The following is a 25,427-nucleotide window of genomic DNA, read 5'->3' as shown; positions in this document are numbered from 1 at the left end:
TAGTCGATCGGCGCGCCGGTCGGGGCATCATGCCCCGGCCTTTTGTTCGCCTGTCCGGGCTGTCGCCGCGGCGCGGCCGCCCGTCAGCCGAGGGGACGGGCCAGCCCGAGGACCGGACCGAACAGCAGGACCAGGAGCCGGTCGCTGCCGTACACACGCTCACCCGACAACGCCGCGGCGCCGAAGGTGAGGATCGACAGGACGGGATGGCGCTCGACACCCTCGGCCAGCCCGAACTCGATCAGGTACTCCTGGGCCAGGCCGCGGTCGTTCACCCACTCGTCGCGGAGCTCGTAGCCGCGGACGAGCGGCCGCACCGTCCCGAAGAAGTGTTCGTAGTAGGCGCGGGCCGCGGCGCGACCACGGAAGGCCACGCCCATCGGGAGCAGCTCGTACACCGGGTTGTCGTCGAGCGTCGCGAGCGTGCCCTCGAGGTCGTCGGCGGCCTCGGCGGCGGCGTGGGCGCGGGCGATCGCCGCCAGCTCGTCGACGCCGGGCCCCGTCGGCACCGCTCAGCCCGCCTCGAGCTGGCCGACGTGTCGGGCGAGGGCGCGCCGGTCGACCTTGTCCATGGCCGTGAGCGGGAGGGCCTCGACGACCCGCAGCTCCTCGGGCAGCTTGTAGCGAGCCAGGCGGCTGGCTCCGTGGGCGCGGAGCTGCTCGAGCGTCGGCGGACGGGCGGGGTGGCGAGGCACGACGACCGCGATCCCCACCTCGCCCATGACCGGGTCGGGTCGAGCCACCACGGCGACGGCGGTCACCTCGGGGTGGGTCGAGAGCGACGCCTCGACCTCGACCGGGTAGACGTTGTAGCCGCCGCGGACGTACATCTCCTTGGTGCGGCCCACGAGGCGCAGGCGCCCGCGCTCGTCGAGCCAACCCAGGTCGCCGGTGCGCACGAACCCGTCGGCGGTGAACGCGGCGCGGGTGGCGTCGGGGTCCCGCCAGTAGGCGGTCATGACCGCGGGCGAGCGCAGGCAGACGGCGCCGACGTCGCCCGCCGGCACCGCCTGGTCGTCCTCGTCGAGGATCGCGAGGTCGACGGCCGGATGGGGGCGTCCGACGCTCACGACGGCGTCCTCGTCGGGGTCGTCGAACGCGGTGCCGAGCCCGATCCCGGCCTCGGTGCAGGAGTAGCGGGTCGCGAGCGCGGCGCCGAACCGGGCCCGGGCCTCCTCGGCCAGACCGGGCGTGATCGGGCCGCCGCCGGCGACGATGAAGCGCACGCTCTCGAGGTCGAAGGCGTCGAAGTCGGGCTGGCGCAGCATGAGCGCGAGCTGCGTCGGCACGCCCGCCACGGTCGTCATCCGCTGCTCGGCCAGGAGCGTCAGCGCGGTGTGCGCGCTCCACCGGCGCAGGATGAAGCTGGTCCCACCCCGGCGGAGGTTGCCCGGCAGCTTCGTCATGAACCCCAGGTGCGCGAACGAGGTGCCGCTGAAGCTGCGGGTGCCGCCACCCCAGGCCTCGCCGACGTCGGTGGCGGTGATGAAGGCCAGCTGCCGGTTCCCGTACAGGGCGCCCTTCGGGATCCCCGTCGTCCCGGACGTGAAGACGATCGCGACCGGCCGATCCGGGTCGTCGGGGACGGCTCGGGGGATCGGCTCCGCGGCCCGGAGGGCCGTGTGCACGTCGTCGGCCCCGGCGGCGGGCGCGAGCTCGACGCGGTCGAAGTCCGCCACGGCCACACCCGGCTCGGTGAGGACGAGCCGGGGCTGCGCCCGCTCGAGGACGGTCGCGCGCTCGGGCCCGGTGAAGCGGTCGTTCACGCCCGCGGTGATCGCGCCGACCTTCGCCGCGGCGAGGTAGGAGAGGAGGTACTCCGCGCCGGGTGGGAGCACCAGCGCGAGCACGTCACCGGACCGGAGGCCGCGGCGCGTGAGGCCCGCGGCGACCTCGTCGGAGATGCGATCCAAGTCCCGGTACGTGAGCGCCCAGCCGTCCTCGGTTACCGCGGCGGGCACGTCGGCGAAGCGGCGAGCGGCTTCGCGTAGGGTGGCGGCGAGCATGATGGGCTCTCGAGCAGGCTCGGTTCCGATGGGCGACGCGGCGACACGCGACGAGCCCCCGGTGGGCGCCGACGCATCGTACAAGTCATTGCCGCGGCCGGACGGCGGCAGCGCCGGGCTCCCAGCGCAGCAGCGCGAGCTGCGGGCCCAGGGCCGGCGCACGCTGGGGCGGCTCCTCGACGGGGGCCTGCGGGTCTTCGCCCGGCGGGGCTACCACGCCGCCCGCGTCGACGACATCGTGCGCGCCGCCCGCACGTCGCACGGGACCTTCTACCTCTATTTCTCGAACAAGGAGGACCTGCTGCGAGCCCTGGCCGTCGACTGCGCCCATCGGCTCACCGAGCTCGCCGCCGCCGTCGGGCCGATCGGCGCCGACGCCGCCGGTCGCGCCGAGCTGCGCCGCTTCCTCGGTCGCTTCCTCGACATCTACCGCCACTACGGCCCGGTGATTCGCGCCTGGATGGAGGATCAGGTCGGCGACCGCCAGGTCGACCGGCTCGGCGTCCGCGCGTTCACCGCCATCGGCGACCGGCTCGCGCTCCGCATGCGGGAGGCGGGCGCGCCCCCGGCGGGCGAGGCCGCGGCGGTGGGCGCGCTGATGGCCATGCTCGAGCGCTTCAGCTACGGGGTCGCCTCGGGCCGGATCGCGGCCGGCGACGCCGCGACGCTCGACACGCTCACCACCGTCGTCCACCGCGGGTTCTTCGGCGCTCCCGGTCCGGCCCCCGCCTGACCCCGGCCGCCCCGTCAGTCGCGGCCCAGGATCACCGTCGACGCCGACGAGAACCAGCCGCCGGTGCCGTTCACGCAGCACAGCTGGGCGTCGGGCACCTGTCGGGCGCCGGCCTCGCCGCGCAGCTGCCGGACCGCCTCGACGAGCAGGAACATCCCGCGCATGCCGGGATGACAGGCCGAGAGCCCGCCGCCGTCGGTGTTGGTCGGGAGCGCCCCACCGACGCGCAGCCGGCCATCGGCGACGAACGGCCCGCCCTCGCCCCGTCCGCAGAAGCCCAGCGCCTCGAGCGTGAGCAGCACCATCGGCGTGAACGCGTCGTAGATCTGGCAGCAGTCGACGTCCGCGGGCGTCACCCCCGCTCGTGCGAACGCGGGCGCGGCCGAGCGCCGGGCCGGGGACTCGGTGAAGTCGGGCCACTCGGTCATTGCGGTGTGGGAGACCGCCTCGCCCGTGCCGAGCACCCACACCGGGGTCTGGCGCAGGTCGCGAGCCCGATCCGCCGACGTCAGCACGACCGCGCCGCCCCCGTCGCTTCGGATGCAGCAGTGCAGCTTCGTGAGCGGGTCGGCGATGAGCCGGGATCGGTGCACGTCCTCGATCGTGATCGGGTCCCGGTAGTAGGCCTCGGGGTTCAGCGCCGCGTTCGAGCGGGTCGACACCGCGATCTCGGCCAGCTGGTCGAGGGTGGTGCCGAACTCGTGCATGTGGCGACGCGCCGACATCGCGTACTTGGCGATGAGCGTGTGCCCGTACGGCACCTCAAACTGCAGGGGGCCCCGGTCGCCGAACGACAGGTTCGCGGTCCGACGGCGGCGCTTCAGGTCGGCCCGGGCCGTCGACCCGTAGGCGAGCACGACGGTCTCGGCGTGGCCGGCCGCGATGGCCGCCGCCGCGTGCTCGACCATGAACTCCCAGGTGCTGCCGCCGACTTGGGTGCCGTCGACCCAGCTCGGTCGGAGGCCGCAGTACTCGGCCACCTGGATCGGCGCGAGGATCCCGGTGCCGCACGACGCGAACCCGTCGACGTCGTCCTTGGTGAGCCCGGCGTCGGCGATGGCGCGGCTCGCGGCCTGGAAGTGCAGGTCGAACGCCGACTTCGTGTCGACCCGCCCGCAGTCCGACAGGGCCGCGCCGACGATGGCGACCCCGGTGCCCGGAGCGGTCAGCGCGGGCTCCGGAGGGGCGCGCCGGACCCGGTCAGCGCAGCCGCCACTCGATCCGCTCTCCCGACTCGAAGCGGCGCTGCCCTTCGGCGAGGGAGTCCTGGTCGGTGCCGAGACCGACGAAGGCGTAGCCGAGGGCCACCGCCTGGCGATTGGAGAGCTCGCGGGCGGCCCAGATCGCGCGCACCGTCCCCTGGATCGCGAGCTGCGGCTGCGACGCGATCGCCTCGGCCGCCCACGTCGCCGCGGCCGCCAGCTCCGGCCCGGGGACCACCTCCGACACCAGGCCGACCTCGAAGGCCCGGCGCGCCGACAGCCGCTCGTAGTTCCCGAGCAGCGAGAGGCGCATGATCTCGCCGAACGGCATGCGGCCGGACATGTGGATGGGCTCGAACGCCGCCGTCATCCCGTAGGTGACGTGCGGGTCGAAGAACGTGGCGTGCTCGGCGGCGATGATGAACTCGACCTCGCCGAGCATGTAGAAGGCGCCGCCGCAGGCCATGCCGTTGACGGCGGCGATCACCGGCTTCCAGAGATCGGAGCTCTTCGGCCCGATGTTGTCGCCGGGGTCGTTGAAGTGGAACGGCGTCCCGCCGTGGGAGCCGACCACGGTGGCGTCCGTGGTCTCGTCGGTGTCGCCGCCCATCTGCTCCATGCGGTCGATGCCGGTGCAGAAGGCCCGGTCGCCGGCTCCGGTGAGGACGACGCAGCGCACCGACTCCTGCCAGCGCAGGGACCGCCAGCAGTCGTGGAGCTCGCGCTGCATGAGGGAGTTGAAGGCGTTGTGACGCTCAGGCCGGTTCAGGGTCACCCAGGCGACACCGTTGCGCTCCTCGTAGCCGAGCGTCTCGTAGTCGGGGAAGGAGCCCATCGGCGGCCGCTACCTCCGGCGCTGCGCGTCGATGCCCGGGTTGGCGGTGTGGAACACGTAGCGGTTCAGGATGTGGCCGACCTGGGCCGGGTCCCACTGGGTGGGGCTGCCGTCCTTGTCGGTGGCGAAGAACTCCTCGCCCATGCGCCAGGGCTCGTACACGCAGAGCGAGTTCCCGACCATGCGGAGGACCTGGCCGGTCACGGGCTTCGAGTCGTCGGAGACGAGCCACGCCACCGCCGGCGCCGAGTTGCCGGGGTTCATGGGGTCGAACGCGGTGTACTCCTCGGGGTGCCTCACCTCGATGTCGGCCCGGGCTTGGCCGACCATGCGGGTGAACCCCCCGGGCCCGATGCAGTTGGCCCGGACGCCGTAGCGGGAGAGCTCGAGGCTGGCGATGACCGTCATGGCCGCGATGCCCGCCTTCGCGGCGCCGTAGTTGATCTGGCTGGCCTGGCCCTGGAGCCCGGCGCTCGAGACGGTGTTGACGATCGACGCGCTGGGCTGGCGGCCCTCCTTCGATTCGGCCCGCCAGTACACCGAGGCGTGGTGCATGGTGTTCCAGGTCCCGTACAGGTGCACCTTCAGGACCGTGTCGAAGTCCTCCGGGCTCATCGAGAACATCATCCGGTCCCGCAGCACGCCGGCGTTGTTGACGATCGCGTCGAGCCGGCCGAAGCGGTCGAGGGCCGCGTCGACGATGCTCTTGGCCTCGTCGAAGTCGGCGACGCTGCTGTAGTTGGCGAGGGCCTCGCCGCCGCGGCCGGCGATCACGTCGACGACCTCGTCGGCGACGCGCTGGTCGCCGCTCCCGTCGCCGGTCACCGAGCCGCCGAGGTCGTTGACGACCACCTTCGCGCCGTGGTCGGCGAGCAGGATCGCCTCGCCGCGCCCGACGCCGTTCCCCGCTCCGGTGACGACCGCCACTTTCCCGTCGAGCAAGCCCATTTGCGAGCCCTTCCTCCTTCGTTGAAAACTGACGCCGGCGTCACCGTATCGCGGCCGCCGACGCGCTGGACAACCACGCGCGTCGTCGCCGAAGACGAGGGAGAACCCACACATGGCTGTCGACACGAGCATCGTCGGGAAACCCACCGGCGCGTTCAAGGTTCGGATCGAGCGCGGCCCGGTGAGCTTCTTCGCCGCCGCGGTGCAGGACGACAACCCGGTGTACCGGGATCCGAAGGCGGCGCGCGCCGCCGGCTTCGACTCGATCCCGGCCCCGCCCACGTTCTCGTTCGCGATGCAGCACATGGGCCGGTGGGAGGAGGAGCAGCCCGAGGACCCGACCGTGGGCCAGAACCCGATGCACGCGGTCATGGGCGAGCTGTACGGGAAGGGCGCGCTCATCCTCCACGGCGAGCAGGAGTTCACCTACCACCGCCCGATCGTCGTCGGGGACGTGCTGGTGGGGGAGGGGAAGATCCTGGCCGTCTACGAGCGCGAGACCGACGCCGCGGTCATGACCTTCGTCGTCGTCGAGACCACGTGGCGGCACGAGCAGTCGAAGGCGCCCGTCGTCACCGAGACGTTCAACCTGATCGGCCGGACCCGCAAGGGCTGAGCCGGTCGAGCGATGGAGGAGAGGACCGGGATGGGTCGGCTGGAGGACCGGGTGGCCGTGATCACCGGCGCCGGGCAGGGGATCGGCTTGGCCTACGCCGAGCGCTTCCTCCAGGAGGGAGCGAAGGTCGTCGTGGCCGAGATCAACGAGGACCGCGCCCGCTCCGCGATGCAGCACCTCGACGGCAAGGGCGACGTCGAGTTCGTCCGCACGGACATCTCGGACGAGCAGTCGGCGCTCGACTGCGCGGCGGAGACGAAGCAGCGGTTCGGCCGGCTCGACATCCTCGTCAACAACGCCGCCCTGTACTACGACATCGACAACGAGCGCAACGACTACGGGTACCTGAAGCGCGTCTTCGACGTGAACCTGCACGGCGCGTGGCTCATGGCCCGCGCCTGCGCGCCCCACATGGTGGAGCAGCACCGCGGGCGGATCATCAACCAGTCCTCCGGCGCGGCCTATATCTACAACATGACGCCACCGGGCGACTTCCACGAGGTGGCGGCGTTCACCTACAGCCAGACCAAGTGGGGCGTCGTCGGGCTCACGAAGTTCCTGGCCGGCCAGCTCGGTCAGTACAACATCACCGTGAACTGCATCGCTCCGGGTGTCACGATGACCGAAGCGACGAAGAAGATCGTCCCCGACAGCATCATCGACATGCTCCCGATGATGAGCGCCATGAAGCGCAAGCTCGACGCCTGGGACCTCACGGGGGCGGCGCTGTTCTTCGCCAGCGACGACGCTGAGCTCGTGACGGGTCAGGTGCTGTGCGTCGACGGCGGCGCCTGCATGCCGGCATGAGCGGCCGCTGACGTCGGGACGCCGTCACTCGACGGCGCCCTGCTCTCGCAGCCGGTCCTGCTCGGCGGACGAGAGGCCGAGCAGCTCCCCGAGGACCCAGTCGTTGTCCTGGCCGAGGGTGGGGCCCGCCCGCTTGTAGCCGGCCGGGCTGTCGGAGAGGCGGAAGCCGGTGCGCTCGTACCAGCCGGGTCCCATCACCGGGTGCACGAGCGGCACGAAGTGGTCGCGCGCCGCGACCTGCGGGTCGTCGTGGACGTCGCCGAAGTCCTCCACGGGCACCGCCTCGATGCCGAGGGGCTGCAGGGCCTCGCACACCGCGGCGCGGGTGCGCCCGGAGGTCCAGGCCTCGACCGCGGCTTCGACCTCGTCGATACGGGCCTGGCGGGCGGCGACCGTCGCCAGCTCCGGGTCGTCGAGTCCGACCACCGCGGCCAGGGCGCCCCAGGCCTCGTCGGTCCAGGTCGCGAGCGCGACCCAGCGGTCGTCGACGCCGGCCTCGGGCGCGCAGCGGAACGCGCCGTGGGGCACGGCGCGCGGGCTCCGGTTGCCGGCTCGGGTGCCGACGACCCCGTCGCGCTGGTAGGCGATGAGCCACGGGGCGAGCGAGTACACGCCGGTCTCGACCTGGGCCAGGTCGAGGTAGACGCCGCGCCCGGTCCGACGCCGGTAGTCGAGGCCGGCGGCGAGCGCGGTGGCGACGAACCGGGGTGCGAGCGAGTCGGTGATCGTGCCGTGGGGGCCGACGGGCGCCCGGTCGGGCCAGCCGGTCAGCCAGTTGAAGCCCGAGAGCGCGGCCCCCTGGCCGCCGAACCCGGGATAGTCGCGGTGGGGGCCGGTCTGGCCGTTCAGGCACGCGCTCACCATCACGAGGTCGGGCTTGCGGGCCGCCAGGGAGTCGTAGTCGAGCCCGAACGACTTCATGGCGCGCGGCGCGAAGTTCTCAGCGACGGCGTCGGCCCACTCAACGACGAGCCGACGCACCAGCTCCACCGCGTCGGGGTCCTTCAGGTTCAGGGTCACGTTGCGCTTCCCGACGTTCAGCGCGTCGTACATGGGGGCCCCCTCGAGCCCGTGCGGGTTGTCGGGGCCGAGGGCGTAGACCCGGAGGAAGTCGGGACGGCTGCGCGACTCGACGCGCAAGACGGTGGCCCCGTGCTCCACGAAGTAGCGCGTCGCGATCGGCCCCGCAGCCCCGGATCCGAACTCGAGGATCCGGACCCCGTGCCACGCTCCCTCGGTCGGTGGTCCGGGCCGCGGCGAGGGACGCGGCCCGGCGGACCAGGTCGGCGGGGTCGGGCCGCCGGCCTCCTCGGGTGCGGGCGCGCGCGGCCCGGCGGGGTCGACCTTGCCATGCCGGTCGCGCACGTGGACGAACGTGGCGGGGAACTGGGGGACCGATCCCAGCGTGGTGAAGAACCCGCGCGCCTCGAGCTGGAGGCTGGCCAGGATCTCCCGGGGCGAGTTCGCCGGCGCCAGCATGAGGTTCGTCGCGCACGCGGTGTCGTAGAGCTCCTGCATCGTGCGCGTGGCGAAGTACTCGGCGATCGGGGCCTCGACGGCGCGCAGCACCGCGTCGTCGGCGCTGTTCGGCGACCACGTCGACCAGTCCTGCGCCTCGAGCGCGGAGGCGTCGAGGCCGGCGTCGGCGACGAGGCGGGTGATGAGCCGGAGGCTCGGCACCCGGGCCTTGCCGCCTCGCAGCCCGAACGACACGAACCCGTCGCGGGTCGGCCAGATCTCGCGGGTGCGGCCGATGCTCGCGCCGCGGCGGACGCCGCGGAACCCGGTCTGGGGGAAGCGCGCCGGCGTCCCCATGTTGGCCGAGAAGACGGTCTCCTGCATGGAGACGTCGACGCGCTGTGGGCGCCCGGTCCACAGCGCGGTCAGGGCCGCGAAGGCGGCCTCGGGGCCGGTGTGCGCGTACCCGGACGGCTCGGTGCAGCGGACGGGCGCGCGGTCGGGATCCCCGGTGGAGTACATGTTGGCGCTCGCCGCCATGACCCCGAGGTCGCTCGCGGACCAGCCGCTGCGGGGCCCGCGCCCGCCGAAGGGGGTGACGCTGACCCACACCGCGTCCGGCGCCCGCGCCGGATCGAGCGTGAGGGCGCCGGGGAAGCCCGGCGTGTCGACGACGAGGTCGGCGCCGCCGAGCAGTCGGTCGAGGGCGGGGTCGTCGGGGCCGGTGACGGTGACGGGATCCTTCCCGGCGCCCCAGGCGAGGAACCGGGCGGCCTGCACCCGCAGCGGATGGCCGCCCGGCGGCTCGACGAGCACGACCTGCGCGCCGAGGTCGGCGAGGATGCGGCCGGTCATCGCCGCCGGCTCGCCGGCCAGGTCGAGGACGCGCAGGCCGTCGAGCAGGGCCGTCGCCAGTGCTTCCTCCTGGACCGCGAGCCCGGGGCGGCCCGGTCGGTGCCCCGGCAAGGTGTTGCTGACGCTGGCGTCAGCCTACTCTGGCGGCTCGACGGCCGAGCTTGGAGGAGCCGATGAGCGAGGTCCGCGTCGTCGACGCCGACTGTCACATCCTGGAACCGCCGGACATCTGGAAGAACTGGCTGCCGGAGCGCTTCCAGGAGAAGGCGCCGAAGCTGGCCAAGGACCCGGCCGGGGGCGACGCGTGGCTGACCGCGGTGGGCGGCGATCCCGACCCCATCGGCCTCGTGTCGACGCCCGGCATGCCGTGGGACAAGTTCCGGTGGTTCGGGGTCACCTACGCGGACGCTCGCCCCGGCTGCTACAACGGCGCCGAGCGGCTGAAGGACATGGACATCGACGGGGTGTGGGCCGAGGTGCTCTACCCGCCGCAGCGGACGATCAGCCACTTCCTGGGCGACGACGACGACGACTTCGTGCTCGCCGGCATCGACGCCTACAACAACTTCCTGTTCGAGGAGTTCTGCGCGCCGGATCCCAGCCGCCTCATCGGCCTGGCCCAGATGCCGTCGCTCGGCGTCGATCAGGCGGTCGACGCGCTCCGCAAGGCGAAGGCTCGCGGCGCGAAGGGCGTGATCATCTCGAACTGGCCCTCCGGGAAGGAAAGCCTCTCGGCTGACGATGACCCGTTCTGGGCCGCCGCGGTCGACGAGGGCATCCCCGTCGCCGTCCACATCAACATCGTCAGCCGGAAGCAGCGGGCGACGGCGCGCAAGTCGGCGGCGAGGACCGGCAGCGCGATGTACGACATGACGAGCGAGGCGACGCGCGCGAAGGCGATCGGGGGCATGAGCCACGTCTTCTCGATGTGCGCCGGCAACATCACCCAGATGATCTTCACGGGCGTCTTCGAGCGGTTCCCCGAGCTCCAGATGTGCTGGATCGAGACCGGCGTCGGGTGGATCCCGCACCTCATCGAGGCGATCGACGACCGCTACTGGCGGAACCGGGTGTGGGGGGACCTGCCGATCAAGGAGCCGCCGTCCGCGTACTGGTACCGGAACAACGCGGCAACGTTCATCACCGACCGGTCGGGAATCGCCCTGCGGCACGCGGCCGGGATCGACAACATCATGTGGTCCAGCGACTACCCGCACCACGGCAACGACTGGCCGTACTCGCGGAAGGTCATCGAAGACACGATGGGTCACATCCCGAACGCCGAGAAGGCCAAGATCATCGGCGAGAACGCGGCGCGCATCTGGCACATCGACGACTGACGTCGGGACCGCCCGGCGCCGCCGGGCCCGCTAGCGGTCGGGGCTCGGCAGCGTGTCCCGCTCGATCGCCTCCAGCGTCAGCCGCTGGATCGTGCGGTGGTGGAGGTAGTCGACGAGTCGTCGCATCAGGGGCAGGACCTGCGTGGTGTTCCGGGCGGCGACGGCGCGGAGCGCCTCGAGCTCGCCCGGCGCCCACTCGGTGGCGCCGCCGGTGCTGAACAGCTCGAGCACATCGGCCTGGATGGCCTCGACCCCGTCGGCGTAGATCCGGCCCAGCGCGACGAGGGCCTTCGTCGGCAGGCCGACGCGCTCGAGCTCGGCCATCGTCCGCAGCAGGTCGAGGTCCTCGGCGTCGTAGGTCTCCCGCCCGTAGTCGGCGGGGTCGCGCAGCAGGCCCGACGATCGGAGCGCGGCGCAGAGGCCGGGCTCGACGCCCGACCGCTCGACGAGGGCGTCGAGGTCGTAGCCCTGGCCCTCGCCCCGGTCGGCGAAGATGGCCTCGACGAGGTGCTCGCGGTCGCCGGCCAGCAGGGCCCGGATGGCGGCGAGCGAGAAGCCTCGCCCCTGGAGGTCCCGGATGCGCTCGAGGCGCTCGAGGTGGGTCGGGCCGTAGAGCTTGACCCGGCCGGCCCGCCGCCCCTCGGGGACCAGCCCCTCCCGCTGGTAGTAGCGGATGGTGTCGACCGTCACGCCGCCCCGGTGGGCGAGGTCGTCGATGCGCCAGGGGCAGGCGGGTTCGGTGGTCACGGGTCCTCAAGGATGCCCGGCCCGGCGGGAGCCGGGGGTGTGACGGGCGTCACTAACCTTGACAGGAAATACCCTAAGAGTGAATACTGTTGAAGTCAACACGCTCGACCTTGTGCACCGATGCGCAAGGGACGGCGAGGAGAGAACGATGGCCACCACGAACCTGGATCGAGAGCGGGCGCTGGCGTGGATCGCGGCCCAGCTGCGCTGGGAGCGCACCCTCGCCCACCTGCGGGGCGAGCGCGCGTCGGAGTTCGCCGGCGAGCGCCAGGCGGCCTGAGGCCGACCGGCGGCCGCCACAGTCCAGCGCTGACGCCACGGCGTGCCGGCGGGTCTCCCCCCGTCCCACCGCCGCCGGGCGTCGGCGCCGGTACCTCGCCCCCCGGCTCGCCCGGGCCGGGACTCCTTGGTCGCGGGTCGGGTTTCGGCCCGCCGCGGGCATCGGCTCTGGGTCGACAGCCCGAAGCCGGCTTCACGCCCCTCCTCCGGAGGGACCGACGGCGCTCGCGAGGATCCCGGTCGTCGCCGGCTACGACGCTCCAGCGGACCCACGACCGCGGTTCGCGACCCGGACCCAGCGGGGGAGGCTGACGTCCTCGACCCGAGCGAACACCACTCGCACCGGCTCGCCGATCTCGATCGTCGCCGGGTCCACCGCGTTGATGGGGCCGTCGGCGTCCTCGACCAGGTTGCCCACCATCCGGATGGTCGGGTTCTCCTCGAGGGCGACGACGACCACGTTGTACGGGGCCAGCTCGGCGTAGGCGGGGAGGAGCGGCGGGTGGGGCACGACGAACGACCACACCCGGCCCCGACCGGACGTCGGGGTCCACGTGAACTCGAGCGACTGGCAGCGCGGGCACATCGGCCGGGGCGGGAAGCGCCACTGGCCGCAGCGCGCGCACACCTGCACGAGCAGCTCGCCGCGGGCACAGCCGGCCCAGAACTCGGCGCTGTCCTCGCTCTCGAGGTCGGGCAGCACGAACCCGGTCTCCACGCCCGCTCCTAGTTCCGGAGGAGCAGGGCGCTGGTCGGCACGCCCTCGCCGCTGGTGACGAGGCAGGTGTCGGCGCCGGCGACCTGGCTCGTCGAGGTGCCCCGAAGCTGGCGGACCCCCTCGAGCACGAGGTTGAAGCCGTGCACGTACGCCTCCGACATCCCGCCGCCGGACGTGTTCGTCGGCAGGCGGCCGTCGGGCCACTCGAGCGCCCCGCCGTCGGTGAACGGGCCGCCCTCGCCGCGGGCGCAGAAGCCGTAGCCCTCGAGGGAGAGCGGGACGAGCGGGCTGAAGGCGTCGTAGATCTGCGCCACCTTCACGTCCGCCGGGCCGAAGGCGGCGTTCCGCCACAGCGGGCCGGCGGCGGCCCACGACGGACCCGACAGCGGGTCGTCGTTGAAGTAGTTGATCATCGTCTGGTGCTGGCGGGGCAGGCCCTGCGCGCCCGCGTGCACGTAGACCGGTCGCCGCGGGAGGTCGACGGCCCGCTCGGCCGCGACCAGGACCACCGCGAGGGCCCCGTCGGTCTCGAGGCAGTTGTCGTAGAGGCAGAGCGGCTCGGAGATCCAGCGCCCCTCGAGGTACTCGCGCCGAGAGAGCGGCTTGTCGTGCATCGTCGCCGCCGGGTTGCGGTTGGCGTGCTTCCGGAACGCGAGGGCGACGTTGGCCAGGTGATCGCGCGTCGCCCCGTACTCGTGCATGTAGCGGCGCGTCAGCATCGCGACCTCGTCGACCGGGCGCAGGAGCCCGAAGGGGCGGCTCCACTGCCAGTGGTCGTCGAGGCGGCGCGGCACCTGGGCCCACGGCCGGCTCGTCTTCGCGGCCCGCTTCCGCGCCCGCCACGCCACCGCCACCTGGCACTGGCCGGTGGCGACGGCCATGGCCGCCTGCAGCACGGTGGCGCAGCCGGCGCCGCCGCCGTAGCCGACCTGGGTGAAGAAGGAGAGGTCGCCGAGGCCGACGTTGCGGGCCACGTCGACCTCCCGGTTCAGCTCCATCGTGTAGGAGGCGAGCCCGTCCACCTCGGCGGGGGGGATGGCGCAGTCGTCGAGGGCGGCCGTGATCGCCTGGCAGGCGAGCGACAGCTCGGTCGCCGGCAGGCCCTTCCCGAACGCCGTCTGGCCGATGCCCACGATGGCGGCGCGGTCCCGGAGCGGCGAGGCCACCACCTACCAGCCCTGGAACGCGGTCGGGCGGCGCTCCCGGAAGCTCGCCATCCCCTCGGCCTGATCGCTGGTGCCGGACAGCAGCTCCACGAGCAGCGCCTCCTCCTCGAAGAGCGTGGCGCGGTCCACGTCGAGCGAGCGGTTGAGGAGCCGCTTGGCGAAGCCGATCGTCTTCGTCGGCCCCGCCGCCAGCCGGCCGGCCCACTCCCGGGCGGTGGCCTCGAGATCCGCGGCCGGGACCACGCGGTTCACGAGCCCGATCCGCTCGGCGTCGGCGGCGGGGAGGTCGTCACCGAAGAAGACGAGCTCCTTCGCCTTCTGGAGGCCGACCAGCCGCGGCAGCAGGTAGGTGCCGCCGCCGTCGGGGATGAGCCCGCGGCGCGCGAACACCTGGATGAGACGGGCGTGGTCGGCGGCGAGCACGAGGTCCGCGGCCAGGACCATCACGGCGCCGCCCCCCGCGGCGGTGCCGTTCACGGCGGCGAGGATCGGCTTCTCGCAGTCCAGCATGGCGCCGATCAGCCGCTGGATCCCGGTGCGGATCATGCGGGCCGGGTCGCCGGTCGCCCGCTCGGGCGCGCCGTCCGGCCTGGCCGCCGGCCCCGGCCGCGCCACCCGCAGGTCGGCGCCGGTGCAGAAGTGCCGGTCACCGGTGCCGGTGAGGACGACGGCCCGGACGACGAGCGAGCTGTTGACCTCGGTCAGGTGCTCGATCATGCGGTCCCGCATGTCGGGGGTGATCGCGTTCCCCGCCTCGGGCCGGTTCAGGACCAGCCAGAGGACGTGGTCCTCGACCCGGGCCAGCAGCTCGTCGTCCACGTTGCTCACTTCCGCACCACCAAGGCGTCGAGGGCCACCGCGCCGCGGGGCCGAACCACGAGCGGGTTGATGTCCAGCTCGGCGATCCCGTCCGGGCTGCTCGGCCCGGCCAGGTCCATCCCCAGCCGCTGGACGTTCATGATCGCGTCGAGGAGCGCGTCGACGTCGGCGGGCTTGGCGCCCCGGACGCCCTCGAGCAGCGGGTAGCCCCGCAGCTCGCGCACCATGCGGGCCGCCTCGTCACGCCCGAAGGGCGGCACGCGGAAGCTCACGTCGCCGAGCACCTCGACGAACACGCCGCCGAGGCCGCACATGACGACCGGCCCCAGGAGGGGATCTTGGGCCAGGCCGAGGACCATCTCGACGCCGTCGCGCACGGTCTCGCACACCAGCACGCCCTCGACCGGGCCTCGCCGCCCCGCCGCCTGCCGGGCCCGGCGCTGGAGGTCGGCGAACGTGCTGCGCACCGCCGTCGCGGTGGTGACGCCGAGGGCGACGAGCCCGAGGTCGCTCTTGTGGGTCAGCACCGGCGACGACGCCTTCATCACCACCGGGTAGCCGATCCGCGCCGCGGCGTCGACGGCCTCGGCGGCGGTGGTGCAGAGCCGGTCCCGGCTCGGCTTCACCCCGTAGGCCTGGAGGACCTGCTTGGCGGCGACCTCCGAGAGCGTGCCCCCCGCGGGGGCCGTGGCGAGCAGGCGGCGGACCCGTCGGGCCGCGGGACGGGGCTCGGTCGGGACGTCGTCGAACGGCGAGCGGTACCGCGCCGCGAAGTCCCAGTAGTCGAGGTAGGCCCGCACGGCGCGCACGCAGTTGCCGAAGGTTCGGAACACCGGCAGCCGCGAGCCGAGCAGCACCTCGGTGTAGGCGGGCTCGGTGCCGACCGGCGAGCCCCAGACGACGAAGATCGGCTTGTCGGTGGTGTCGGCGACGGCGACGAGGTCACGAGCCAGGGGCTTGCTCATCATGTCGAGGGCGCCGGTGATGGGGCACACGAGGACGTCGACGGCCGGGTCGGCGAGGAGCAGCTCGAGGATGCGGCGACCGGCGGGGGTCGTGACCGGCGGCCCGCCGCAGTCGACCGGGTTCGAGACCCGGAGGTAGGTGGGGATGAGCCCGTCGTGGAGCGCCCGCTGGGTGTCGGCGCCGAGGACGGGCAGTCGGAGCCCGGCGGCGGCGGCGAGGTCGGCGAGGTGGGCTCCGGTGCCGCCCGAGATGGCGTAGATGCACACCCCGTCGCCCCGGGGCGGCTTCGTGCGCGCGAACGCGGCCGACACGTCGAGGAGCTCGTCGAGCCCGTCGACCCGGGTGACGCCGAACTGCCGGAACACCGCCGACACGACGGCGTCGGCGCCGGTGAGGTGCCCGGTGTGCGCCCGAGCCATCGACGTGCCCTCGTCGGTCCGCCCCACCTTCACGAGCACGACCGGCTTCTGCCGCCGCGCCGCCGCGTCCAGGGCGAGGAGGAGCGACCGCCCGTCCTTGAACCCCTCGATGTAGGCGGCGACGACCCCGACGCCGGGCTGCGCCGCGAAGTAGCGGGCGAAGTCGGCGAACTCGAGGTCGACCTCGTTCCCGGTCGGCGCCCAGTGCGAGATGGCGATGCCCAGCTCCTGGCCCTGGAACACCGGCCGCCCCTGGTGGCCGCTCTGGGTGATCAGCGCGATCGACGGGCCCGGGAGGTCGTCCCGGAAGTCGGAGAACGCGTTCAGGTTCGTGTTCGGTCCGAGGAGGTGGGTGTCGCCCGCACGCACCAGCTCGCCGAGCCGGGCCTCGAGGGCCTCCCCGTCGGCGCCGACCTCGGAGAACCCGGCGGCGAAGATGACGGCGAACTTCGCCCCGCGGGCCACGACCTCCGCGAAGGACTCCACGGCTCGACCGGTGAGCACCACCGCCAGGTCGATCGTCCCGGGCACCTGGTCGATCGAGGCGTAGCAGCGGGCACCGAGGACGGTCTCGTACACGGGGTGCACAGGAAAGAAGGATGCGCCGTGCGCGTCGGCCCACTGCTTGATCCGCAGGGTCATGGCCGTGTTCGGCTTGCGCGCCGCCTCTGACGCCCCGATGACGGCCACGGTGGCGGGGTGCAGGAAGGTGTCCAGGTCGACGTCGCGCAGCCGCAGCGAGCGACCGCTCACATCGACGGGGACACCGGATTCGGGCATGGACAGGCTTTCGGAACGGCCGCGCGCGGCGTGAGGGCGCCAAAGGATGACACGGGGGTCAGCAATCGGGCGAGTCTCCGACGCGCGGCGAGGGGACCGACGGTGCCGAGGATCGACCCGGGTAACGTCCGACAGGTGGGCCGCTTCGACGACCGTTCCACCGTCGTCGTCGTCGGGGCGGCCCTCGCGGGCCTGCGCGCCGCCGAGGAGCTCCGTGCCGCCGGCTACGGCGGACGGCTGGTGTTCGTCGGCGCCGAGGACCACCTCCCCTACGACCGCCCGCCGCTCTCGAAGGAGGTCCTCGCGGGGGAGTGGGACCTCGAGCAGACCGCGCTCCGCAGGCAGCCCTACGAGGACCTGGACCTGGACTGGCGGCTCGGCCGCCGCGCCGCGGCGCTCGACGCCCGGGCCCGGACGGTGGCGCTCGCCGACGGCGAGCGCCTGTCCTTCGACGGGGCCGTCCTCGCCACCGGGGCCGTGCCGCGCACGCTGCCAGGGACGCCACCGCTCCCGGGGATCCACCTCTTGCGGAGCCTCGACGACTGCGAGGCGCTGCGCGACGAGCTGGAGCGCGGCCCCCGGGTCGTCGTGGTCGGCGCCGGGTTCATCGGGGCCGAGGTGGCGGCGACGTGCCGGGGTCGGGGCCTGTCGGTGACGGTCCTCGAGGCGCTGCCGGCCCCGATGGTGCGCGGCCTCGGCCCGGTGCTCGGCGACGCGCTCGGTCGGCTCCACCGAGACCACGGCGTCGACCTCCGCCTCGGGGTGGGGGTGGCGGGCTTCGAGGGCGGCGACCGAGTCGAGGCGGTCCTGCTCGGGGACGGCACCCGCGTGGCCGCCGACGTCGTCGTCGTCGGCATCGGGGTGCGCCCGGCGACCGACTGGCTGGAGGGCTCCGGCCTCCGGATCGACGACGGCGTGGTCTGCGACGCCACCTGCCAGGCCGCTCCCGGCATCGTCGCCGCCGGCGACGTCGCCCGCTGGCCCAGCGCGCTCTACGACGGCGAGTCGATCCGGCTCGAGCACTGGACGAACGCGGCCGAGCAGGGAGCCTTCGTCGGCCGTCGCCTCCTCGCCGGCGACGGCGCCGCGCCCACCTTCGACCCGGTCCCGTTCGTGTGGTCGGACCAGTACGACGTGAAGATCCAGGTCGCGGGCAGCGTGCGCGGCGACGACCGCATCGAGGTCGTGGACGGCTCCCTCGCCGAGCAGCGGTTCGTGGCCGCGGTCGGACGCGACGGCCGCCTGGTCGGCGCGGTCGGGTTCAGCCGACCCCGGCCCCTCATGCACTACCGCCGGCTCATCGCCGAGCGGGTGCCCTTCGACGACGCGGTGGCGTCCCAGCGGGCCAGCTAGCGGTGCCGCTCGTCGCCCTGACCGGGCCCGACCCCGACGGCGTCGCGGTGCTGCGCCTCGACCGAGCCGAGAAGCGCAACGCCCTCTCGATCGCGCTCCGCGACGAGATGAGCGACGCCCTCGACCGTCTCGCCGACGACGACGAGCTCCGGGCGCTCGTGGTGACCGGCGCTGGCGACACCTTCAGCGCCGGCTTCGATCTCGACGAGTTCGCCGACGCCAGCGTCGCCGAGACGCTCTGGTCGTCGAGCGACCGATGGCACCGTCGGATCCTGACCTTCCCGCTGCCCACGGTGGCGGCGGTGAACGGGCCCGCGCTCGGCGGCGGCTTCGACCTCGCGGTCATGTGCGACCTCCGGGTGGCGAGCGAGACCGCCCGCTTCGCGCACCCGGAGCACCGGTTCAGCCCGGTCGTCTACGCGCCGCTCCACGACCTCGTCGGAGCCGGCGTCGCCCGCGACCTGGCGCTCACCGGCCGGTCCGTCGACGCCGCCGAAGCGGCCGCCCTCGGCCTGGCGACGCGGGTGGTCCCCGCCGACGCCGTGCTCGAGGCGGCGACCGCCGTCGCGCGCGAGATCGCGCTGGCGCCGCGCCCCGTCCTGCTGGCCATGAAGGCCAAGATCCTCCGCCGGGCCCGGGTGACGTCGGGCGCGACGCTCGACCTGTAGCGCCACCGGCGCGCCGCGTGACTCGATCGCTCCTCGTCACGAACGACTTCCCGCCGAAGGTGGGCGGGATCCAGTCGTACCTCTACGAGCTCTGGCGACGGCTGCCCAGCGACGAGACCGTCGTGCTCACGACCGCGCACCCGGACGCGGCGTCGTGGGACGCCGCGCAGGGGTTCCGGATCGAGCGGACCGACGCCCGGTTCCTCGTGCCCACGACGAGCCTGGCGCGGCGCGTCAATGCGCTCGCGGCCGAGGTGGAGGCCGGCGTCGTCTTCGTCGATCCGATGTTCCCCCTCGGGCACATCGCGGCTCGCCTCGAGCGTCCGACGGTGGTCGTCGCGCACGGCGCCGAGGTGACGGTCTACGGGCACCTGCCCGGCACGGCGACGCTCGGCCGCCGGACCCTGCGGCGCGCCGCCGGCGTCGTCGCCGCCGGCCAGTTCGCCGCCACCCAGGCGGCACGAGTCGCGGGGCGACGAGTCCCGACGCTCGTGGTGCCGCCCGGGGTCGACTCGAATTGCTTCGCACCCGCCGACGAGGCGACCCGCCGCGCCACCCGTCGACGGCACGGGCTCGACCCCGAGGCGCCGCTCGTGCTCGGCGTCAGCCGGCTCGTCCCCCGCAAGGGCTTCGACGTCCTGCTCGAGGCGGTCCGGGGGCTCGAGGGCGTCGAGGTCGCCATCGCCGGCGACGGGCGGGACCGACGTCGCCTCGAGCGACGAGCCCGGTCCCTCGGCGGCCGGGCCCGCCTCCTCGGTCGGGTCCCGGCCCACGAGCTCCCGGCCCTGTACGCGTGCGCGGACGCGTTCGCCATGCTGTGCCGCGACCGGTGGGGCGGCCTCGAAGCCGAGGGCTTCGGAATCGTGTTCCTCGAAGCCGCCGCGTGCGGCGTGCCGGCGGTGGCGGGCCGCAGCGGCGGCGCTCACGAAGCCGTCGCGGACGGGGAGACCGGCTTCGTCGTCGAGCCGCGCGACGTCACCGCGGTGCGCGCCGCGGTGGCGCGCCTCGTCGGCGACCGCGCCCTGCGGGATCGACTCGGTGCCGCCGCCCAGAGACGGGCGCACGAGGAGTTCTCCTACGACACGCTCGCGGCGCGCCTCGCGCCCCTCGCCGCCGGAGACCTCGCCGTACTCGACCGAAGCACCTGACCCGCGCCTCGATACGCTCGGCGCGTGAGGGAGCCGTACCCCGGACGAGCGATCGTGACCGCGTCCTGGGTCAGCGTGGCGCTGTTCGCGGCGACGGCGATCCCCACCGCCGCGGGCGTTTCCGCGCTCGATGCTGCCGGCCTCGCCACCGCGGTCACGCTGTTCCTCGTCGGCATCGCCGTGTGGGTCTGGGCCTTCGGCGTGGCGCTGGCCCGCAATGCCAACGGCGCCGACATCGTCGTCGGCACCCTCTTCCTCGCGCAGGGCTCGGCGCCCCGGTCCGTCCGGGTCCAGCTGTTCGTCGCGCTGGCGGCGTCGGTGGCGATCGCCGCCGGCACGGGCACATCCGACGCCTTCGGCATCCTCGTCCCGATGCTGCCGCTCGGGCTCGTCGGCCTCTGGGGCGCGCGGCACGGCGTGTTCCCGGCCCGGCGGGAGCGGGCCTGACGCGGGCTTGCGCGCGGGCGCGCGCGCTTGGTTCGATCTGGGCATGGCCGACGAGGCCCACGAGCACATCACGGTGGGGGCGACGCCCGAGCGCGTCTACGCCGTCGCCGTCGACTTCGAGCGGTATCCCGACTGGGCCCGGGACGTGAAGCACGTCGCCGTGCTCGAGCGTGACGCCGATGGGCGGGGCACCCGCGTGGAGTACCGCGTCGCCGGCCTCGGCCAGAGCATCCACTACGTGCTCGCCTACGACTACGCCGATGCGCCCGGCGCGTTCTCCTGGCGGCTCGAGGAGGCCGACAAGCTCCGCCGCCTCGACGGTCGCTACGGCTTCGAGGCCGAGGGCGCCGGGACGCGGGTCGCCTACGATCTCGCCATCGACGTGGCGATCCCGCTGCCCGGTCTCATCAAGCGCCAAGCGGCCCGCATGATCGTGAACACGGCGCTGAAGGAGCTGAAGAAAGAGTCCGAGCGCGCCCAGCCCTGAAGCGGGCCGGGTCGCCGACGAACGGCCGAAGGGGACGTGATGGAACCGGTGCGCGACGACCAGCCGACCCCCGACGGGCCCGAGCCGGACGAGGCGACCACGCCCCGACCGGGCCTCCCGCCGCCGACCGCGCTCGAGTCGCTCGTGAACGCGCTCCTGGAGGCCGGACCCGACGTGGCCGACCACGTCGTGCGCGCCGCGCAGGAGCTCCTGCTGGCCGCCCAGGCGGTGGTCGACGCCGCCGAACGCGCCGTCGACGAGCAGCGCGACCTGCGCCCGTCGGCCGAGCCTGTCCCGCCCCCCGAGCCGGCCTCGACGGCCACCGTGCACCCCATCGAACGCAACGAGTGACCCGGAGCGGCCCGCCGACGGTCGGCATCGACCTCGGCGGCACGAACGTGCGCGCCGCGGTCGTCGACGGGAAGGGACAGGTCGAGGTCGAGGAGCGGGCGCCGACCCCAGCCGACTGGCCGGCGCTGCTCGCCACGATCGTTGAGCTCTTCGACCGTCTGGCCGGGGCCCGTCCCGGCGTCGGCGCGGTCGGTGTCGGCGCGGCAGGGATGGTCGACCGGCACGGGACCGTCCACTACGCGCCGAACATCCCGAAGCTCATCCGGGTGCCGCTCCAGGCGCTCCTCACCGAGCAGCTCGACGTGCCGGTCGCGGTCGACAACGACGCCAACGTCGCCGCGCTGGGCGAGCTCCGGTACGGCGCCGCTCAGGGCGTGCGGCACGGGCTCGTGATCACCCTCGGCACCGGGGTCGGCGGCGGGATCATCCACGACGGTCGCATCGCGCGAGGCGCCCACGGCTTCGCGGCCGAGGTCGGCCACTGGCAGTTCGACCCGCAGGGCCCGGCGTGCGCCTGCGGGGAGCCCGGCCACTGGGAGGCCCAGGCGAGCGGGGGCGGGCTCGGCGCGCTGGCGCGTGCGCGCGCGGCCGCCGGCGAGGCGCCGAACGTGCTGTCCCGCGCCGGCGGCGACCCGCGGGCCGTCACCAGCGTGCACGTCGGCGAATCCGCGGCCGCGGGCGACGCCGACGGGCGGAGCATCCTCGAGGCGTACGCCCGCCAGGTCGCCCTCGGGTTCGCCGGCCTCGCCAACATCCTCGATCCCGAGCTCATCGTCGTGTCCGGCGGGCTCGTCGGGCTCGGCGACGTGCTCCTGACGCCGCTGCGCGACGCCTTCGGCGCCCACCTCGAGGGCGCGCCCTACCGGCCCGAGGTTCCGATCGTCGCCGCCGCGCTCGGCGATCGCGCCGGTGTGGTCGGCGCCGCCGCGCTCGCGCGCCAGCTGGCGTGAAGGTCGGCCTCACCCTCCCGTCCTTCGTCACCGAGCCGACCGAGCTGGTCACGGTCGCCCGCGCCGCCGAATCGGTCGGCATCGACGGCGTCTTCGTCTTCGACCACCTGTTCCGCGTCGACGCCGGTCGTCACCGCCGGCCCGCGATCGAGTGCGTGGCCGCGCTCGGCGCCGTCGCCGCCGCCACCGAGCGAATCCGAATCGGCACGCTGGTGGCGCGCGCGTCCCTGCGCCCGCCGGCGGCCCTGGCCGCGGCCCTCGAGACCGTGGCTCGCCTGGCCCCGGGACGGCTGGTGGCGGGCATCGGCGCCGGCGATGCGGCGAGCCAGGACGAGAACGACACCTTCGGGGTCCCGGCCCCGACCGCCGGTGACCGCGTGGGCGCGCTGCGCGCCGCGGTCGCGGCGGCGCGCGACCGCGGCTTCCCGGTGTGGGTCGCCGGCGGCTTCCCGGCGGTGCGCAGGGTGGCCGCGCTCGACGCCGACGGCTGGAACCAGTGGGGGTCGACCCCCGCCGTCTTCGGGCGTCACGCCGCTGCGCTCCGTCGTGACGCGGCCCGGTCGCCGTTCGCGTGCACGTGGGGTGGGCTGGTCCTCGTCGCCGCCGACGATGACGACGCCCGCGAGCAGGCGCGACGGATCGGGCCCGACCCGAGCACGATCGTCGGCGGCCCGGACCGCGTCGCCCACGGCCTCGCCCGCTACGCCCGCGCCGGTGCCGACTGGGTCATCGCGGGCCCGGTCTCCGCCCGTGACCCCGGCCAGGCCGCCCTGCTCGGCGAGGAGGTGGCCCCGCGCCTCCGGGCGAGCGCGGCGGCGCTCGCCTGACTACGGCAGCGGGTCGACGGGGTCCGGCACCGCCGGGCGCTCGCCGAAGTACTCGAGGGCACGATCGGCGCCGATGTCGACGAAGAGGCCCTCGGCCTCGGCGCAGAGCGTCGGGCCCGCGTGCAGCGTCCCCGCCGTCGTGATGCGCCGCCCCTGCCGGCCCGTCGTCCAGGCCTCGAGCCGCAGCGGGGCGTGCAGCGGCGTCGGCCGGCGGTAGCGGACGTGCAGGCGCGCCGTCATGCCCGGGTCCCCGCCCGCCACGTTGGCGACACCGAGCGCTTCGTCGAACAGCAGCGCCACCCAGCCGCCGTGCACGTAGCCGGGCGGGCCCTCGAAGGCCGCCCCCAGGGTGCCCTCGGCGACGAAGCGCCCGTCGCACACCCGCCACGCGAGCGGCGGCGCCGAGGGGTGGAGCGCGCCGAGCGCCGGGCTCCGCGGCAGGTAGTCCTCGTGACGGCGGGCCCGGGCCGACCAGCCGTCCCGTCGCCGGCCGCGGGCGCGCAGCCGCGCCACGACGGCCTCGGTGGTCTCGGCCGCCTCGTCGACGGCGGCGCCGTCGGCGTCGACGGTCAGCACCGTGTCGAGCAGGCTGCGGACGGCGGCGGCCAGCCGCTCGCGCGGTCCGGCCGGGGCGGACGGGAGGGACGAGTCGCGGATCGACCCCGGCTCCGGGCCGCTCGTCATCGACCGTGGAACACGGGCGGGCGCTTCTCGGCGAACGCGCGCGGCCCCTCCTTGGCGTCGTCGCTCGCGAAGACCTCCCAGCCGATCGCGTCCTGGCGGCGCATCGCCTCCGCGTCGGGCAGGTGCTCCGTCTCGCGCCAGGCTCGGAGGATCGCCTTCGTCGAGAGCGGCCCGCACTCGGCGACCTGACCGGCGACGCCCATCGCGACCGTGAGCGCCATGCCGTCGGGGACGACGCGACCGATGAGCCCGACCCGCCGCGCCTCCTCGGCAGTGACCGGCCGCGCCGTCAGCAGGATGTCCATGGCCACCGTGTACGGGATCTGGCGGGGCAGCCGGCACGACGACCCGCCGAGCGGGAACAGCCCGCGCTTGGCCTCCCAGACACCGAAGATCGCACCCTCGCCGGCGACGCGGATGTCGGTGCCTTGCAGCATCTCGGTCCCGCCGGCCACGGCGTAGCCCTCCACCGCCGCGATCATCGGCTTCGAGCACCGGTAGTCGCGCAGCAGCGCCTTCCAGTGCAGCGTCGGCTCCTCGGTCATCCGCCGCTCGACGTACTCGGAGCGCGGCTGGTTCATCGACACCAGGTCCATCCCCGACGAGAAGGCGCCCCCCGCGCCGGTCAGGACCGCGACCCGCACGTCGTCGGTGGCGTCGACGTAGCCGTACGCGTCGGCCAGGCCGACGAGCATCGAGGGGCTGAGCGCGTTCCGCTTCTCGGGCCGGTTCATGGTGATCACCACGACCGGCCCCTCCCGCTCGACGACGCAGTCGTCGGTCGACAGATCGAGGGTCTCGGGCATCGCACCTCCACGGGGCGGACGGGCGGGGCGATCCTACGGTGAGCCGACGGCGGCGGGAGCGGGCGACCGTGGCCGCCGACCGCGGCGCGCGTGCAGCCGAGCGGTCCGGATCCGGCGATCGGTCCGAGCCCGGTCGGTCCGGTCAGCCTCGGCGCGAACCGTTGCCGTCGACGCGGCCCGACCGGAGCAGCGGGGGCAGGTCCGGCAGCGAGCGGATCCTCGTGCACCCGATCTCGGGGTGGAGGTCGTACGGGTCGACGAGCACCGGTGTCACGCCCGCCGCTCGTGCGCCCTCGACGTCGGCGGCGGGCGTGTCGCCGACGTGCACGGCCTCGTGCGGCGCGACGCCGAGCGCGTCGAGCGCCAGGCGGAAGATGCCCGGGTCGGGCTTCGAGACGCCGACCACGCTCGAGTCGAGCACGGCGGCGACGGGCACCCCGTCGCCCGCCCCCACCTGGCAGATCCCGTCCGCCCGCAGCTGCTCCTCGACCGTGCCGTCGGCGTTCGAGACCACCGCCAGGCCCAGGCCGAGGGCGTTGAGCTCGCGCAGCGCCGCCGTCGCGCCCGGGATCACGCGCGTCCACATGCCGCCCCGGCCGAACTCCTCGAGCAGCTCCGCCGTCGCGCCGTCGATCCCGTCCGACGCGATCCCGCACACCCGGGCGTACGCCCGGTTGTACGCGTGCCACACGCTGCGGTCGCCGTCGCGGAAGTCCTCGAGCGCCGCGACACCGTGGTAGTGCGCCTCGTCGATGCGGTGACGCTCGATCGTGCGCTCGAGTCGGGCGAGCGCGCCGAGCACGCGGTCGTGGTCGGGGAGGTAGAAGACGCCGCCGAGGTCGAGCAGCACAGCCTGCACGGGGCTCACCGGGCAGAAACGGTAACCGGCGGCGAAGGGCGCCCCTGATACCGTGATCTCGGATGGAGTTCCGTCGCATCAACGCCCTCCCGCCGTACGTGTTCGGCGAAATCGAGGCGCTGAAGATGGAGGCGCGGCGGGCGGGCGAGGACG

27 protein-coding genes are annotated in these 25,427 nt (G+C 74.1%); 13 read left to right on the top strand and 14 right to left on the bottom strand.

Translation table 11 applies throughout. From position 1 onward, the window contains the following. Positions 1-83: 83 nt before the first annotated feature. Together VG869_05620 and VG869_05615 are read right to left on the bottom strand one after the other, a co-directional pair. Positions 84-509 (bottom strand): hypothetical protein, encoded by a 426-nt coding sequence (locus tag VG869_05620; protein HEV3450666.1) that lies wholly within the window; start codon positions 507-509, stop codon positions 84-86. 3 nt (positions 510-512) lie between these two features. After that, positions 513-2,006 (bottom strand): class I adenylate-forming enzyme family protein, encoded by a 1,494-nt coding sequence (locus tag VG869_05615; GenBank protein ID HEV3450665.1) that lies wholly within the window; start codon positions 2,004-2,006, stop codon positions 513-515. A 61-nt stretch (positions 2,007-2,067) separates the two neighbouring features. Between VG869_05615 and VG869_05610 the strand changes: the two genes are divergently transcribed. Further along, positions 2,068-2,739 carry a helix-turn-helix domain-containing protein gene (locus VG869_05610; GenBank protein HEV3450664.1) on the top strand — a complete coding sequence of 224 codons (672 nt, stop codon included), beginning with the start codon at positions 2,068-2,070 and terminating at the stop codon, positions 2,737-2,739. A 14-nt stretch (positions 2,740-2,753) separates the two neighbouring features. Here the strand turns inward: VG869_05610 and VG869_05605 are convergent, their stop codons facing one another. The 3 genes from VG869_05605 to VG869_05595 are packed head-to-tail and all read right to left on the bottom strand — an operon-like array spanning position 2,754 to position 5,724. Then, a complete protein-coding gene (locus VG869_05605; GenBank protein HEV3450663.1) occupies positions 2,754-3,908 on the bottom strand; it encodes an acetyl-CoA acetyltransferase in 1,155 nt (384 codons plus the stop codon). A 31-nt stretch (positions 3,909-3,939) separates the two neighbouring features. Beyond that, a complete protein-coding gene (locus VG869_05600) occupies positions 3,940-4,776 on the bottom strand; it encodes an enoyl-CoA hydratase/isomerase family protein (GenBank protein ID HEV3450662.1) in 837 nt (278 codons plus the stop codon). A gap of 9 nt (positions 4,777-4,785) precedes the next feature. After that, positions 4,786-5,724: an SDR family NAD(P)-dependent oxidoreductase gene (locus tag VG869_05595; protein ID HEV3450661.1), complete on the bottom strand. Its 939-nt coding sequence runs from the start codon at positions 5,722-5,724 to the stop codon at positions 4,786-4,788. Positions 5,725-5,836: 112 nt separating this feature from the next. Here VG869_05595 and VG869_05590 point away from each other — a divergent pair, with 112 nt between their 5' ends. After that, positions 5,837-6,340, top strand: a complete 504-nt coding sequence (locus VG869_05590) for a MaoC family dehydratase N-terminal domain-containing protein (GenBank protein ID HEV3450660.1) — start codon at positions 5,837-5,839, stop codon at positions 6,338-6,340. Positions 6,341-6,370: 30 nt separating this feature from the next. Further along, positions 6,371-7,147, top strand: coding sequence for an SDR family oxidoreductase (locus tag VG869_05585; GenBank protein ID HEV3450659.1), 777 nt, complete (start codon positions 6,371-6,373; stop codon positions 7,145-7,147). Between the two features lie 24 nt (positions 7,148-7,171). Here VG869_05585 and VG869_05580 read toward each other — a convergent pair whose 3' ends face one another. Then, complete coding sequence (locus VG869_05580; protein HEV3450658.1) at positions 7,172-9,571, bottom strand: CoA transferase; 2,400 nt, start codon at positions 9,569-9,571, stop codon at positions 7,172-7,174. A gap of 62 nt (positions 9,572-9,633) precedes the next feature. Here VG869_05580 and VG869_05575 point away from each other — a divergent pair, with 62 nt between their 5' ends. Continuing rightward, a complete protein-coding gene (locus VG869_05575; GenBank protein ID HEV3450657.1) occupies positions 9,634-10,800 on the top strand; it encodes an amidohydrolase family protein in 1,167 nt (388 codons plus the stop codon). Positions 10,801-10,830: 30 nt separating this feature from the next. Here the strand turns inward: VG869_05575 and VG869_05570 are convergent, their stop codons facing one another. Continuing rightward, a complete protein-coding gene (locus VG869_05570; protein ID HEV3450656.1) occupies positions 10,831-11,547 on the bottom strand; it encodes a MerR family transcriptional regulator in 717 nt (238 codons plus the stop codon). Positions 11,548-11,695: 148 nt separating this feature from the next. Between VG869_05570 and VG869_05565 the strand changes: the two genes are divergently transcribed. Then, positions 11,696-11,827 (top strand): hypothetical protein, encoded by a 132-nt coding sequence (locus VG869_05565; protein HEV3450655.1) that lies wholly within the window; start codon positions 11,696-11,698, stop codon positions 11,825-11,827. A gap of 249 nt (positions 11,828-12,076) precedes the next feature. Here VG869_05565 and VG869_05560 read toward each other — a convergent pair whose 3' ends face one another. Genes VG869_05560 through VG869_05545 form a run of 4 tightly spaced genes read right to left on the bottom strand, consistent with a single transcriptional unit; the run spans position 12,077 to position 16,694 of the window. Continuing rightward, on the bottom strand, positions 12,077-12,544 hold the full coding sequence (locus tag VG869_05560; protein HEV3450654.1) for an OB-fold domain-containing protein: 468 nt from the start codon (positions 12,542-12,544) through the stop codon (positions 12,077-12,079). 8 nt (positions 12,545-12,552) lie between these two features. After that, a complete protein-coding gene (locus VG869_05555; GenBank protein ID HEV3450653.1) occupies positions 12,553-13,710 on the bottom strand; it encodes a lipid-transfer protein in 1,158 nt (385 codons plus the stop codon). Positions 13,711-13,713: 3 nt separating this feature from the next. Then, a complete protein-coding gene (locus VG869_05550) occupies positions 13,714-14,538 on the bottom strand; it encodes an enoyl-CoA hydratase/isomerase family protein (protein ID HEV3450652.1) in 825 nt (274 codons plus the stop codon). Beyond that, positions 14,535-16,694, bottom strand: coding sequence for an acetate--CoA ligase family protein (locus VG869_05545; protein HEV3450651.1), 2,160 nt, complete (start codon positions 16,692-16,694; stop codon positions 14,535-14,537). The genes VG869_05550 and VG869_05545 overlap by 4 nt, the downstream gene beginning before the upstream one ends. A gap of 135 nt (positions 16,695-16,829) precedes the next feature. On the opposite strand from VG869_05545, the gene VG869_05540 reads away from it, so the two are divergent. From VG869_05540 to VG869_05505, 8 genes are read left to right on the top strand one after another with little or no spacing between them, the layout of a single operon-like run. Beyond that, entirely contained in the window at positions 16,830-18,047 is a 1,218-nt protein-coding gene (locus tag VG869_05540) for an FAD-dependent oxidoreductase (protein HEV3450650.1), read from the top strand. A 2-nt stretch (positions 18,048-18,049) separates the two neighbouring features. After that, the gene (locus VG869_05535) at positions 18,050-18,715 is read left to right on the top strand and encodes an enoyl-CoA hydratase/isomerase family protein (protein HEV3450649.1); all 666 of its coding nucleotides are present in this window, start codon (positions 18,050-18,052) and stop codon (positions 18,713-18,715) included. 17 nt (positions 18,716-18,732) lie between these two features. Further along, complete coding sequence (locus VG869_05530; GenBank protein ID HEV3450648.1) at positions 18,733-19,863, top strand: glycosyltransferase family 4 protein; 1,131 nt, start codon at positions 18,733-18,735, stop codon at positions 19,861-19,863. Between the two features lie 24 nt (positions 19,864-19,887). Then, positions 19,888-20,310, top strand: a complete 423-nt coding sequence (locus VG869_05525; GenBank protein ID HEV3450647.1) for a hypothetical protein — start codon at positions 19,888-19,890, stop codon at positions 20,308-20,310. A 43-nt stretch (positions 20,311-20,353) separates the two neighbouring features. After that, positions 20,354-20,797 (top strand): SRPBCC family protein, encoded by a 444-nt coding sequence (locus VG869_05520; protein ID HEV3450646.1) that lies wholly within the window; start codon positions 20,354-20,356, stop codon positions 20,795-20,797. A gap of 39 nt (positions 20,798-20,836) precedes the next feature. Continuing rightward, positions 20,837-21,148, top strand: coding sequence for a hypothetical protein (locus VG869_05515; GenBank protein HEV3450645.1), 312 nt, complete (start codon positions 20,837-20,839; stop codon positions 21,146-21,148). After that, complete coding sequence (locus VG869_05510) at positions 21,145-22,098, top strand: ROK family protein (protein ID HEV3450644.1); 954 nt, start codon at positions 21,145-21,147, stop codon at positions 22,096-22,098. Before VG869_05515 ends, VG869_05510 begins: the two co-directional genes overlap by 4 nt. After that, positions 22,095-22,925, top strand: a complete 831-nt coding sequence (locus VG869_05505) for an LLM class flavin-dependent oxidoreductase (protein ID HEV3450643.1) — start codon at positions 22,095-22,097, stop codon at positions 22,923-22,925. The genes VG869_05510 and VG869_05505 overlap by 4 nt, the downstream gene beginning before the upstream one ends. Here VG869_05505 and VG869_05500 read toward each other — a convergent pair whose 3' ends face one another. The 3 genes from VG869_05500 to VG869_05490 all read right to left on the bottom strand — a co-directional run bounded on the left by VG869_05500 (position 22,926) and on the right by VG869_05490 (position 25,283). Continuing rightward, the gene (locus VG869_05500) at positions 22,926-23,609 is read right to left on the bottom strand and encodes a PaaI family thioesterase (GenBank protein ID HEV3450642.1); all 684 of its coding nucleotides are present in this window, start codon (positions 23,607-23,609) and stop codon (positions 22,926-22,928) included. It abuts the gene before it with no gap. Then, positions 23,606-24,415: a crotonase/enoyl-CoA hydratase family protein gene (locus VG869_05495; GenBank protein ID HEV3450641.1), complete on the bottom strand. Its 810-nt coding sequence runs from the start codon at positions 24,413-24,415 to the stop codon at positions 23,606-23,608. Before VG869_05495 ends, VG869_05500 begins: the two co-directional genes overlap by 4 nt. A gap of 142 nt (positions 24,416-24,557) precedes the next feature. After that, positions 24,558-25,283 carry an HAD family hydrolase gene (locus VG869_05490; GenBank protein ID HEV3450640.1) on the bottom strand — a complete coding sequence of 242 codons (726 nt, stop codon included), beginning with the start codon at positions 25,281-25,283 and terminating at the stop codon, positions 24,558-24,560. Positions 25,284-25,427: the final 144 nt, after the last annotated feature.

The sequence above is a fragment of the Acidimicrobiia bacterium genome (assembly GCA_035948415.1).
In the GTDB taxonomy this organism is placed as follows: Bacteria; Actinomycetota; Acidimicrobiia; order IMCC26256; family PALSA-555; genus PALSA-555.
This window is presented reverse-complemented; position numbering and strand designations above follow the sequence as displayed.

Bases quoted from the DNA above. Each gene is read 5' to 3' on its own strand.
- VG869_05615 (HEV3450665.1), bottom strand. From the start codon at position 2,006: ATGCTCGCCGCCACCCTACGCGAAGCCGCTCGCCGCTTCGCCGACGTG.
- VG869_05600 (HEV3450662.1), bottom strand. From the start codon at position 4,776: ATGGGCTCCTTCCCCGACTACGAGACGCTCGGCTACGAGGAGCGCAAC.
- VG869_05595 (HEV3450661.1), bottom strand. From the start codon at position 5,724: ATGGGCTTGCTCGACGGGAAAGTGGCGGTCGTCACCGGAGCGGGGAAC.
- VG869_05590 (HEV3450660.1), top strand. From the start codon at position 5,837: ATGGCTGTCGACACGAGCATCGTCGGGAAACCCACCGGCGCGTTCAAG.
- VG869_05585 (HEV3450659.1), top strand. From the start codon at position 6,371: ATGGGTCGGCTGGAGGACCGGGTGGCCGTGATCACCGGCGCCGGGCAG.
- VG869_05575 (HEV3450657.1), top strand. From the start codon at position 9,634: ATGAGCGAGGTCCGCGTCGTCGACGCCGACTGTCACATCCTGGAACCG.
- VG869_05565 (HEV3450655.1), top strand. From the start codon at position 11,696: ATGGCCACCACGAACCTGGATCGAGAGCGGGCGCTGGCGTGGATCGCG.
- VG869_05545 (HEV3450651.1), bottom strand. From the start codon at position 16,694: ATGCCCGAATCCGGTGTCCCCGTCGATGTGAGCGGTCGCTCGCTGCGG.
- VG869_05520 (HEV3450646.1), top strand. From the start codon at position 20,354: ATGGCCGACGAGGCCCACGAGCACATCACGGTGGGGGCGACGCCCGAG.
- VG869_05515 (HEV3450645.1), top strand. From the start codon at position 20,837: ATGGAACCGGTGCGCGACGACCAGCCGACCCCCGACGGGCCCGAGCCG.
- VG869_05500 (HEV3450642.1), bottom strand. From the start codon at position 23,609: ATGACGAGCGGCCCGGAGCCGGGGTCGATCCGCGACTCGTCCCTCCCG.
- VG869_05495 (HEV3450641.1), bottom strand. From the start codon at position 24,415: ATGCCCGAGACCCTCGATCTGTCGACCGACGACTGCGTCGTCGAGCGG.